At 57.6% G+C, this 12,143-nt stretch carries 9 protein-coding genes; 4 read left to right on the forward strand and 5 right to left on the reverse strand.

Annotated elements, in window-relative coordinates; translation table 11 throughout:
• Positions 1–90: 90 nt before the first annotated feature.
• Entirely contained in the window at positions 91–1,050 is a 960-nt protein-coding gene (gene hemH / locus AC0T7J_RS23845) for a ferrochelatase (protein ID WP_473797941.1), read from the forward strand.
• A 58-nt stretch (positions 1,051–1,108) separates the two neighbouring features.
• A complete protein-coding gene (locus AC0T7J_RS23850) occupies positions 1,109–2,410 on the forward strand; it encodes an inosine/guanosine kinase (protein WP_010255936.1) in 1,302 nt (433 codons plus the stop codon).
• 257 nt (positions 2,411–2,667) lie between these two features.
• Here AC0T7J_RS23850 and ybaL read toward each other — a convergent pair whose 3' ends face one another.
• Positions 2,668–4,362 carry a YbaL family putative K(+) efflux transporter gene (ybaL, locus tag AC0T7J_RS23855; RefSeq protein WP_473797944.1) on the reverse strand — a complete coding sequence of 565 codons (1,695 nt, stop codon included), beginning with the start codon at positions 4,360–4,362 and terminating at the stop codon, positions 2,668–2,670.
• 541 nt (positions 4,363–4,903) lie between these two features.
• Here ybaL and ushA point away from each other — a divergent pair.
• Entirely contained in the window at positions 4,904–6,670 is a 1,767-nt protein-coding gene (ushA, locus tag AC0T7J_RS23860; RefSeq protein WP_473797946.1) for a bifunctional UDP-sugar hydrolase/5'-nucleotidase UshA, read from the forward strand.
• A 34-nt stretch (positions 6,671–6,704) separates the two neighbouring features.
• On the opposite strand, the gene AC0T7J_RS23865 is transcribed toward ushA, so the two are convergent.
• Entirely contained in the window at positions 6,705–7,136 is a 432-nt protein-coding gene (locus AC0T7J_RS23865) for a multidrug/biocide efflux PACE transporter (RefSeq protein ID WP_473797949.1), read from the reverse strand.
• Between the two features lie 89 nt (positions 7,137–7,225).
• On the opposite strand from AC0T7J_RS23865, the gene AC0T7J_RS23870 reads away from it, so the two are divergent.
• Entirely contained in the window at positions 7,226–8,095 is an 870-nt protein-coding gene (locus AC0T7J_RS23870) for a LysR family transcriptional regulator (protein ID WP_010671230.1), read from the forward strand.
• On the opposite strand, the gene ybaK is transcribed toward AC0T7J_RS23870, so the two are convergent.
• The 3 genes from ybaK to copA all read right to left on the reverse strand — a co-directional run bounded on the left by ybaK (position 8,092) and on the right by copA (position 12,134).
• The gene (gene ybaK / locus AC0T7J_RS23875) at positions 8,092–8,571 is read right to left on the reverse strand and encodes a Cys-tRNA(Pro)/Cys-tRNA(Cys) deacylase YbaK (protein ID WP_473797952.1); all 480 of its coding nucleotides are present in this window, start codon (positions 8,569–8,571) and stop codon (positions 8,092–8,094) included. The two genes, AC0T7J_RS23870 and ybaK, sit on opposite strands and share 4 nt — an antisense overlap.
• 174 nt (positions 8,572–8,745) lie before the next feature.
• Positions 8,746–9,549 (reverse strand): TraB/GumN family protein, encoded by an 804-nt coding sequence (locus tag AC0T7J_RS23880; RefSeq protein ID WP_473797955.1) that lies wholly within the window; start codon positions 9,547–9,549, stop codon positions 8,746–8,748.
• A gap of 71 nt (positions 9,550–9,620) precedes the next feature.
• On the reverse strand, positions 9,621–12,134 hold the full coding sequence (gene copA, locus AC0T7J_RS23885) for a copper-exporting P-type ATPase CopA (protein WP_473797958.1): 2,514 nt from the start codon (positions 12,132–12,134) through the stop codon (positions 9,621–9,623).
• Positions 12,135–12,143 lie beyond the last annotated feature (9 nt).

Here is a 12,143-nt window from a genome sequence, read left to right on the forward strand (position 1 = left end):
GCCCCTTTTGCAGTAATCGCTTTTACCTCCCACTAATTCCGCTACAATTTCCCCGTTTTCACGCATCCCCGTTGTTATCAAGGAACTCAAATGAGGCAAGATAAGCCCGGCGTGTTATTGGTTAATTTAGGTACGCCAGACGCGCCCACCACACCTGCAGTTAAACGCTATCTGAAACAGTTTTTAAGCGATCCGCGCGTGGTCGACGCGCCGCGCTGGCTCTGGTGGCCGGTTCTCAATGCCGTAATTCTGCCGTTTCGCTCGCCGCGCGTCTCTAAGCTTTACGCATCGGTCTGGATGGAAGGCGGTTCCCCGCTGATGGTTTACAGCATGCGTCAGCGCGATGCGCTGGCAGCACGGGTCGATATGCCCGTCGAGCTGGGTATGAGCTATGGCAATCCGAGCCTGAAAAGCGCGGTAGATAAGCTGATGGCGCAGGGCGTGACCCGCCTGATTGTGCTGCCGCTCTATCCGCAATTCTCCTGCTCCACCGTGGCCGCAGTGTGGGATGGCCTGACCGAGGTATTCAAAGATTACCGCTCGCTGCCAGATGTGCAGTTTATCCGCGACTACGCCGAACATCCGGCCTATATCGCCGCGCTGAAAGCGACGGTAGAGCGATCCTTTGAGCGGCACGGTCAGCCCGATCTGCTGGTGTTATCCTTCCACGGCATTCCGCAGCGTTTTGCTAACGAAGGCGATGACTACCCGCAGCGCTGTGCGGATACCACGGCGGCCCTGGTCAAAGCGCTGGGCCTGCGTGACGATCAGTACATGATGACTTTCCAGTCGCGTTTCGGTCGTGAGCCCTGGCTGATGCCCTACACCGACAAAACCATGGAAAGCCTGCCCGCTAAAGGGATCAAACATGTTCAGGTGATGAGCCCGGGCTTCTCGTCAGACTGCCTGGAGACGCTGGAAGAGATCAGTGGTGAAAACTGCGAAATCTTTATGCATGCCGGGGGGGAGAAGTTTGAGTATATCCCTGCGCTGAACGCCGATGAGGCGCATATCGACATGATGGCGCAACTGGTCGACGCACGCCGTTAAAGCGCAGTCGGAGAGTGTGATATCATTCTCCGCCTGTTTTTCCAGACGGCACCTCCCGATGAAATTTCCCGGCAAACGCAAATCCAAACACTACTTTCCCGTCAGCGCACGCGATCCCCTGTTACAGCCCGCCCAGCACGATGTTGATGCAGGCAGCTGGGTGGTGGGTATCGACCAGACGCTGGTGGATATCGAAGCCAAAGTCGATGACGCTTTTCTCGCACGTTATGGCCTGAGTGCCGGGCACTCGCTGGTTATCGATAATGCCGTCGCGGAAGCGTTGTACAACGAGCTGATGCAGGAAGCACTGATCACCCATCAGTTTGCCGGTGGCACCATCGGTAACACACTGCATAACTTCTCGGTGCTGGCCGATGACCGCTCCGTGCTGCTCGGCGTCATGTGCAATAATATCCAGATTGGCGGCTACGCCTATCGCTATCTCTGCAACACCTCAAGCCGGGTCGATCTTAACTATCTGCAGGGCGTGGATGGCGCCATTGGCCGCTGCTTTACGCTGATTGGCGAACATGGCGAGCGAACCTTTGCTATCAGTCCCGGCCAGATGAACCAGCTCCATCCGGATAACGTACCGGAAGAGGTGATCGCCGGAGCCTCTGCGCTGGTACTGACCTCCTATCTGGTGCGCTGTGCCGAAGGTGAACCGATGCCGCAGGCAACGTTACGGGCGATTGAGTATGCCAAACGCCATAACGTGCCGGTGGTGCTGACGCTGGGCACCAAACATGTGATTGGCGACAATCCTCAGTTCTGGCGCGATTTTCTGCGCGAGCATGTCAGCATCGTGGCGATGAATGAAGAAGAAGCGCTGGCGCTGACCGGCGAAAGCGATCCGCTGCTCGCTGCCAATATGGCGCTGGACTGGGTCGATCTGGTGCTGTGTACCGCTGGCCCGATTGGGCTCTATATGGCGGGTTACACCGAAGAAGAGTTCAAACGCAAAACCAACCATCCGCTGCTGCCTGGCGCGATTGCTGAATTCAATCAGTATGAGTTCAGCCGGGTGATGCGCCAGCAGGATTGCCAGCAGCCGCTGCGCATTTTCTCGCACATCGCGCCTTATATGGGCGGACCGGAAAAGATCATGAACACCAACGGCGCCGGAGATGGTGCGCTGGCGGCGTTACTGCATGACATCACCGCCAACAACTATCACAGCCTGAATGTGCCGAACTCCAGCAAACATGCGCGTCCTTATCTGACCTACTCGTCGCTGGCGCAGGTATGTAAATATGCCAACCGCGTCAGCTACCAGGTGCTGAATCAGCATTCGCCGCGTCTGACCCGCGGCCTGCCGGAGCGGGAAGACAGTCTGGAAGAGTCCTACTGGGATCGGTAAAGCTGGCAGCTGCCGCGCATAAAAAAGCCCTTCTGATGAGAAGGGCCTTAGATGAGTGGCAACGTCTGCCTCGTTCACGGATGAGATCGAGCCTGCTCAGGGAACACGGTCAGATCAGAAAGTTGCTTAAGCCATCCCTGGCGCGGGACGCTTTCTTTTTCTGTCCGTGTTCCCTGCGTGTTGAGTGTATTCGTTGCGGTAAAAATTCACCCTGATTTTGATATATCAGTAGCCTGCCACGCTTTGCTTAACACGAATCAGCGCACGACATCGCAGGGCTGTAAATCTTCGCCCTGTGTCATCTCATCCTGCAGGATTTGCAGCATACTGCTGGCAATCTCACGTTCACCCATCACCACACGGGTGGCACCCCGTTCCATGATGTACTCGACTTCATCGTCATAGTGGGCGCGGGCGATAATCTCGATATTCTGGTGTTTTTCACGTGCGGCGGTGACCACTTCACCCGCTTCATAGCCATTCGGAATAGTCAGTAACAGCCAGCGCGCGCAGTCGAGTCGGGCCAGTTCCATGGTGTCAGCGCGGGCTGCATTACCCAGCACTGACTTAATACCGCGCTCGCGCAGCGCTTCAACACGGGCGCGGGAGTTTTCAACCACCACCAGCGGAACATTGGCCTCAAGCAGCTTCTGACCAATCAGACTGCCCACCCGGCCGTAACCCACAATCACCGCATGATTACAGAAATCTACCGGGATCTGCTTCTCGTCTTCAATCGCCTCTTCCAGCGTCTGCTCTTCCATCGTCTCCGTTTTCGCCAGGAAACGCTCCAGCAGGGTAAACAGGATCGGATTAAGCATAATCGACAGGATGGCGGCGGCCAGCACCAGGTTGCGGCCCTCGTCAGTCAGCAGGCCCAGCGAGATACCGAGTCCGGCCAGAATAAAGGCGAATTCACCAATCTGCGCCAGACTGACCGAAATGGTCAATGCCGTACGACGTGAATGGCCGAGCAGCGACACCAGCAGCCAGGCAGCGACCGATTTACCCAGCACGATAATCACCAGCGCGCCCAGCACCGCCAGCGGCTGCGTCACCAGAATTGACGGGTCAAACAGCATGCCGACCGAGACAAAGAACAGCACGGCAAAGGCATCACGCAGCGGCAGGGTATCGCGCGCGGCGCGATGGCTCAGTTCCGACTCGTTCAGCACCATACCGGCAAAGAAAGCGCCCAGCGCGAACGACACATCAAAGAATTCAACGGCACCAAAGGCGATGCCCAGCGCCAGTGCCAATACCGCCAGAGTAAACAGTTCACGCGAGCCGGTGGCGGCGCTGCGGGCGAGGATCCAGGGCACCGCACGACGTCCCACCACCATCATCAGCACCATAAAGGCGGCGACTTTGCCGATGGTCCACAGCAGGTCCCAGGCCAGTTGTCCGGCACTGGCGTTGCCCTGTTCCATCATGCCGGCAATCGCAGGCAGCAGCACCAGCGTCAGCACCATCACCAGATCTTCAACAATCAGCCAGCCAATCGCAATCTGCCCGCGCTGGCTATCGATCAGCTGTCGCTCCTCTAACGCGCGCAGTAACACCACGGTACTGGCGGTAGAGAGACAGAGACCAAACACCAGGCCGGTCATCCACGACCATCCCAGCGTCCACGACAATCCCATTCCCAGTAACGTCGCAACTGCGATCTGTGCAATAGCACCGGGAATGGCGATCGACTTTACCGACATAAGATCTTTCATTGAGAAGTGCAGGCCGACACCGAACATCAGCAGAATTACGCCAAGTTCAGCCAGTTCAGGGGCCAGATTGGTATCTGCAACAAAGCCGGGAGTATAGGGACCAGCCATCACGCCTGCCAACAGGTAGCCCACCAGGGGCGATATACGCAGGCGGTTCGCCAGCATCCCAAGGAGAAATGCCAGAACCAGTGCCCCGACAATGGTAGTGATCAACGGTGTGGTGTGATGCATGCCTGCCTCCTTGTATACAAATGTATCCGCTTGTAACAAATGAGTTTAATTCAAAATCTATTCTTCCGCTGAGCAATTTGCGGGAATACCCTAAAAAAATAGGAAAATCAGATGAAAACGCAACCGGAAGGCCGTTTTGATTCATTTTCCATAATGCTGGCTGATTTGGCGGTTTAAACCGCAGCGGATAAATAAAAATTAATACGACTAAATGACCTGAGTGTGACGCGGATAAGCGTCAAATTTGCAGGCAGACTCACTAAAGCCGTTCAGCGGCACTTTTGCAGGAGTAAGCAGCGGGTTAACAACAGACATTGCAGCCTGTCGCGGTGTCATCGGCCTAAACAGCCGTGGCTCTGGCGTGATCGCTCGGGCTTAGGCTGGCGCAGCCACGCAAAGCAGAAGCGGGCCCGTGATAAAAAGAGTGGGCATATTCAGGCAGGCGGATGTGGGTTGGCCTTGAGTTCGCCGGGGGAATGTGCGACACAGTGGGGCAAACCGACAGAAAATCGGGCCAGACGGCAAATTAAGGAGAATCACAGTGTTGTTATCAAAATGGACAGGGGCGGGCGTAGCGTTACTGGTGGCCCTGATGCCGCTGTTTTCACAGGCCGCTCAGGCCGATCGCACCTATCGTTTCAGCCTGCTGCACACCAACGATGAGCATGGTCATTTCTGGTTTAATGAACAGGGTGAGTATGGTCTGGCGGCGCAGAAAACCTTGATGGACACGATGCGCTATGATGTGCAGGCCAGAGGCGGTGGCGCATTGATTCTCTCTGCCGGAGATGTGAATACGGGCGTGCCGGAATCCGATGAGCTGGATGCTGAACCCGATTTTCGCGCGATGAACCTGATTGGCTATGATGCCATGGCGCTGGGCAATCATGAATTCGACAAGCCCATCGCGGTTCTGCGCAAGCAGGAGAAGTGGGCGCGATTCCCGCTGCTCGCCGCCAACGTTTATCAGAAAAGTACTGGTCAGCGCCTGTTTAAACCCTGGGCAGTATTCAACCGTCTCGGGCTGAAAATTGCGGTGGTCGGGCTGATCACCCCGGATACGGCGAAACTGGCTAATCCGGCGGGCCTGACAGATACCGAATTCCGCGATCCGATTGCGGAGGCGGTGAAGGCGGTTGCCGAGCTGCGCGCCACCGAGAAGCCGGACGTGATTGTCGCGCTGACCCACCTTGGTCACTATGACGACGGTAAGCATGGCAGCAATGGCATTGATGACGTCACCCTGGCGCGCAGCCTGCCTGCCGGAACGATCGATCTGATTGTGGGTGGTCATTCGCATGATGCGGTCTGCATGGAGAAAGAGAACGTCAGCGTCAAAAATTATCAGCCTGGCCAGCCCTGCAAACCCGATCAGCAAAACGGGATCTGGATTATGCAGGCGGATAAATGGGGCAAATATGTCGGACGTGGTGACTTTACCTTCCGTAACGGGCAGGTGACGCTGGAGGCTTATCAGCTGGTGCCGGTCAACCTCAAACATCAGATAAAGAATGCGGATGGCAGCGAAACCTGGCTCACCTGGCAGGAAGAGATCCCGAAAAACACCGCCATGATGAAACTGTTGATGCCATTTCAGAAACGGGCTGAGGCGAAGTTAACCGTAAATGTCGGCAGCGCCGACGGTAACTTCAGCGGTGAAAAAGAGCAGGTTCGCTTTGAGCAGACGAATCTCGGCCAGCTGATTCTGCGCGCTCAGATGGCGCACACCAAAGCCGATTTTGCGGTGATGAGCGGTGGGGGTATTCGCACCTCGCTGAAATCGGGCAAGCTGAGCTGGCGTGACCTGCTGCAGGTCCAGCCGTTTGGCAATCAGGTGGTCTCGGTCAGCCTGACCGGCGCGGAGATCAAAAAATATCTGGATGTGGTCGCAAATATTCAGCCTGACTCTGGCGGCTACGCTCAGTTTGCCGGTATCAGCCTGACCGCCGACGGTAAACATGTCAGCGACGTCAGTATTAACGGAAAACCGCTGCAGGATGCGCAGCATTATCGCATGGCAACCAACAGCTTCAATGCGGCTGGCGGCGACGGTTATCCGCGTCTGGATAATCATGCGGGTTATCTCAACAGCGGCGCAATCGATGCGCAGGTGTTGCGTGACTGGATCAAGACGCATTCGCCGGTAAAAGCCAGCGACTATCAGCCGAAAGGGCAGATTGTGCATCTGACCGATGAGCAGATCCGGGCGCGCGATGAGGCTGCGGAAAAAGCGCGGAAGCGTAACTATCCCAAAATGATCCTGGCCTGGATCTGGCCATGGGGGAACGAAACAGCCGCCAGGCATTGAACTGACAGGGAGGCGCAAGCGCCTCCCGTTTTCATCACGCCCGGCAGGAGTGACGTCTGATCCAGCGCTCGCGCAGTTTGTCCCACACCCAGTTGTAGGTCATGGTATAGGGCAGGAAGAAGAGGAAAAAGGCCACTTCAACCAGGAAAGCCTGCCACAGAGAAATATCCAGCATCAGGGCGGCAATCGGCAGACCAATCAGGATAAAACCGCCTTCAAATCCCAGCGCATGTAATACACGCACGCCCGGCCCGCGTTTCTGGCCTGGCGCATAGAGGCGATCAAATCCGCTGTTGTAAATCATGTTCCATAGCATCGCGACCGTCGAGAGCATAATCGCCAGCGATCCCATCTGAAACAGCGGCTTATTCATTGCCCATGCCGCCAGCGGCGAAACGGTCAGAATCGCCAGCGTTTCAAAGCAGACAGCATGAAGAATACGTTCTTTAAGTGAGCGGGTACGCATTATTAATTCTCCTTTAGTGATGCGGCGCATTTTCACACGTCGGAATGCTAAGATAAAATGAATACCTATCGAAAAAAGCGATGGTTCAGATGCGTTACTCCCCGGAATCCCTTGAGGCTTTTATGCAGACTGTGGCGAGCGGTTCTTTCTCTGCCGCTGCGCGCGCGCTGGGTAAAAGTCAGTCCACCATCAGCGCGGCGGTAGCCAGTCTTGAAGACGACCTTGGCTTTGCGCTGTTTGAACGGGCAGGGCGTCAGCCGGTTCTCACCGAGCAGGGACGCCGCGTGATTCCTCAGGTTCAGCAGATCCTGGCAGCCAGCGAGCGGCTGGATGCGCTGGCGATACGGCTGTCGCAGGGCGTTGAACCCCGGCTCAGTTTTGCCATGTCAGACTTCTGGCAAACGGATCATCACGAGCATCTGCTCAGGCAATTTGATGCCCGTTATCCGGAGATTGAACTGGAGGTCATGATTGCCGAGGATGGTGATGTGCTGGATCTGCTGCAGGCCGGGCGGGTACATCTGGGCGTGGTGCGGGCACAGCCCAATCTGCCGGTGGATATTGCGGTGGCGCGACTGCAGGTTGAAGCACAGATGGCGGTCTTTTTACATCGCGATCATCCGCTGGCCCAGCTTAAGACCCTGAGCGAGAGCGAGCTGGAAGGGGTTCGTCACCTGCGATTAAATACCTGGGTTGAGGCATCTGAACCCGCGCCAATGGGGCGCATCTGGTCGGCACCGACCTATCTGTTACTGCTGGAGATGGCAGAGCAGGGGTTTGGCTGGACGATTCTGCCGCGCTGGCTGGTGAAACAGTTTGGTCATGGCGTTCTGAAAGAGTTGTCGATGCCGGGCTGGCCGCAGCATATCGCCATTGAGGTGGTCTGGTCACGCCGTACGCCACCTGGGCCGGCAGGTCGCTGGATGATCGATCAACTCTGCGCCCAGCCACGGGTTTAGTCGTGGCGGGCGATATCCGCAAACGGGGCGTCCAGCAGTCGTGAAAGATCCTGGGGAGCCAGTTCGATATCCAGCCCACGCTTGCCGCCTGAGATAAACATGGCGTCAAACGCGCTGGCAGAGTGGTCGATCACCGTCGGCAGCCGTTTTTTCTGGCCCAGCGGACTGATGCCGCCCACCAGATAGCCAGTGACCCGCTGCGCCAGCTGTGGGTCGGCCATATCCGCTTTCTTCGCGCCCAGCGCCTTTGCCACCTTCTTGAGATCCAGTTGCGTCGATACCGGCGTAATCGCCACTGCCAGCTGTTTTGCCTCGCCATTCAGCGTCACCAGCAGCGTCTTATAGACCTGGCGCGCATCCAGATTCAGTTTACGTACCGCTTCGTCACCAAAATGGGTTTCGCTGCTGTCATGCTCATAGGGATGCAGGGTGAAACTGACTTTTTGTTTTTCCAGCAATTTTACGGCGGGCGTCATACAGGTTCCTTACTAAGAAAAATCTTATTACGCAGAATCGAGGAAAAAGGTGGCGAAATTTTGTTCTTTGAGTAAGAATTGGCCGCGCGCCAGCAATCTGATTGCTGAGCGATAACCAAAATCATAAACAAATTCCTCTTTGACGGGCCGATAATATTATCGGCTCTCTTTTTTTCAGGGCTTCTTCAGCATCTCAGGCAGGTTATCTTCGCCGTAAAGATGCAGAGCACCGACCGCCACCACATAGTTTCCCGCCGATAACCCCTGAAGTCTGTCACACCACTGCGCATTTCGCTGACCGATCAACGTATCATTCAGCGCCTGGCTGAAGGTGGCGGGCAGGGTGATCTCCGGCTGGCGTGGCGGCGTATCGAGCCACCAGCTCACCATCATCTGCAGCAGACGCGCATTGGTGTGCCAGTGCAGCAGCGTATCCTGCAACAACGCCATGCCGTCATCCGACAGTGCAGTCAGCAGGGCGATCTGCGCCTCTGCACCTTCCAGTTCAATCACCGGTTTGTTCAGACCTTTCGCGGCCTGCAACAGCTGATAATCGATGCCGTAGTCAGGTCGCAATCCCAGCCTTTGTGCCTGCTGCGCCTGTAACATCAGCGCCACCTGCCAGGCGGGCAGATTATCAAACAGGCTCAGATTGAGGCTCATCTCCTGACAGAGTGCGGTAAGCGTTTGCATCGCGTGGCTATCCAGCCGGGTGGAGAGCGCGGGACGATCGCCATGGTGATCAAAGGGTGAACCACCCTGAGTAATATCCGCTTCCACAACCAGTGCATCCGCCTGCTGCAACTGACGCAGCAGACGGGCGGGCAACGGCTGCATGTCGCGCGTCCCCATGTGGATGCTGCCGACCAGATGCAGCTGACGATCGCCAAGCCGGACATCCATCGCAGGCCAGCGGTAACTGGCGGGAAAAAGTTGGCTGATAAAGCCGCGCAGTGAGCGCCAAACGTTGCCTGTCATTCCCGGTCCTTTGCGATTCAAAACCCCATGCTAGCGACTTCAGCGCGCGAAAAACAGCGCTGAAACGGCGATTACTCGCGCGGTGGCCGGTAACGCAGCAGGCGGTTAGCATTGCTGACCACGGTAATGGAGGAGAGCGCCATTGCGGCACCCGCCACAATCGGGCTGAGCAGGGTTCCGGTCAGCGGATAGAGCACACCCGCTGCCACCGGAATGCCGATGCTGTTATAGATAAATGCCCCAAACAGATTCTGCCGGATATTGCGCAGGGTCGCGGAAGAGAGCGCTAACGCGTCTGCCACGCTGTTCAGGTCGGCACGCATCAACGTAATACCTGCCGTTTCCACCGCCACATCGCTGCCGCCGCCCATGGCAATGCCCACATCGGCCTGCGCCAGTGCGGGCGCGTCATTGATGCCATCACCCACCATCGCGACGCGACGGCCCTGCCGCTGTAATTGTTCAATGGCAGCCGCTTTGCCTTCCGGCATCACGCCCGCGATCACTTCATCAATACCGACCTCGGCCGCAATGGCGCGCGCGGTATTTTCATGGTCGCCGGTCAGCATAATCAGGCGATAACCCTGCTGATGCAGTCGCTTCAGGGCTGCGCCGCTTTCCGGTCGAAGCTGATCGCGCAGCGCGATAAGCCCGGTTAACTGGCCCTGCTCAGCCAGTAACACCGGCGTTGCACCCTGTTGCGTCAGCCGCGCAATCTCTGCTTCCGCCGTCTGGCAATCGACGCCGTTATCCTGCATCAGCGCGGCATTACCCAGCAGCAGCGTTCTGCCATCCAGACTACCGCTGACCCCTTTGCCACGTATTGTACGAAATTGCGCTAACAGAGGCGGCTGGGTCAGTTTCGCTTCGGCGACAATCGCTTTCGCCAGTGGATGACCCGAGGCGAACTCCAGCGCAGCCGCGGTCGCTAACACGGATTCACGGGTGGCATCACCCCAGACCTGCACGTCACTGACCTGCGGCTTACCAGCAGTGAGTGTGCCGGTTTTATCAAACACCAGGGTGTCGATTTGGCTGGCGCGCTGCAAGGCATCGGCGTCGCGGACCAGCACGCCCAGCTCGGCGGCGCGGCCAACACCGGCAATAATCGACATCGGCGTCGCCAGTCCCAGCGCACAAGGACAGGCGATAATCAGTACGGTTGTCGCGATCACCAGCATGTAAGCAATTTGTGGCTGCGGTCCGAACAGATACCATACTGCGCCGCTGAGCAGTGCAATCAACACCACCACCGGGACAAAAACGGCAGAGATGCGATCTGCCAGACGGCCCACATCCGGTTTACTGCTCTGCGCCTGACGCACCAGCCGGATAATGCGCGACAGGGTGGTGTGATTACCCGTCGCCCGGGCGATAAATTCTACCGAGCCATCCTGCACCAGGGTGCCGGCAAAGATGGCTGCGCCCGGGGTCTTGCTTTGCGGCACCGCTTCGCCGGTCAGCATCGCTTCATCAAACCAGGCTTCACCCGTGGCGATTTCGCCATCGACCGGCACCCGATCGCCGGTGACCAGCCGCAGCGTCATGCCGGGCTGCACTTCGCTGACCGGAATCAGCCTGTCGCCCTGTTGATCAACCTGCCGCGCCTGGGCTGGCGTCAGATCCAGCAATCTTTCCAGCGCCTTAGAGGATCGCTGACGCGCCCGTTGCTCCAGGGCATGCCCCAGATTGATCAGGCCCAGGATCATGACGCTGGCTTCGAAATAGAGATGGCGTGCCTGTGGCGGGAAAAAGTCGGGCCACAGCACCACGCTAAAGGAGTAAATCCAGGCGGCGCCTGTGCCGAGTGCCACCAGCGTATCCATGGTGGCGCTGCCATTGCGTAAACTGCGCCAGGCACTGCGATAAAAATGGCTGCCGGTGACGATCATGATCAGCAGAGTCACGATGCCCAGCGTCAGCCAGACGCCGTGGTTGTGGTCGGTGAGCATCATGTTGTCGCCCACCATGCCCCAGATCATCAGCGGCACGCCAAACGCTAAGGCGACTGCAGCCTGCCAGCTGAAACGCCGCATCGCGCTGCGGGCGCTGAGCTGCTGCTTCTCCCGTCGCTCCTGCTCATCATCCACCACCTGCGCGCCATAACCTGCGGCATCGACGGCAGATACCAGCTGCTGCGGATCAGCGCCGCCCAGCACCAGGGCACTGCGTTCGCCGAGATTGACGCGCGCCTGGCTGACGCCAGCGACCTGCTGCAGCGCTTTTTCCACCCGACTCACGCAGCTGGCGCAGGTCATGCCCTCAATCAGCAGCATATGGGTGGGGAGTGTTGTTTCTGCCGGACGGGAAGCGGTCTCCGTTGTCAGCGCCTCCGACGGCGGCTCCGATGCTGTCAACGGTTCAGACTTTGGGGAAGCGTCCGCCGTTTTCAGCGTCGCGTGATAACCCGCCTGCTCCACGGTGGCGATCAGCGCCGCCGCATCCGCGTGACCGGAAACCAGCGCTTCCTGTTGGGTCACGTCGGCCTGGTCAACATCATCGCGTTGTTCCAGTGCCTCTTTGACGCGTTTAACGCAGTGGCCGCAGGACAAGCCGTCCAGTGCCAGAGAAATAGTGTGTGACATAATCAACTC

It is taken from the genome of Pantoea sp. E956-1, from assembly GCF_982223955.1.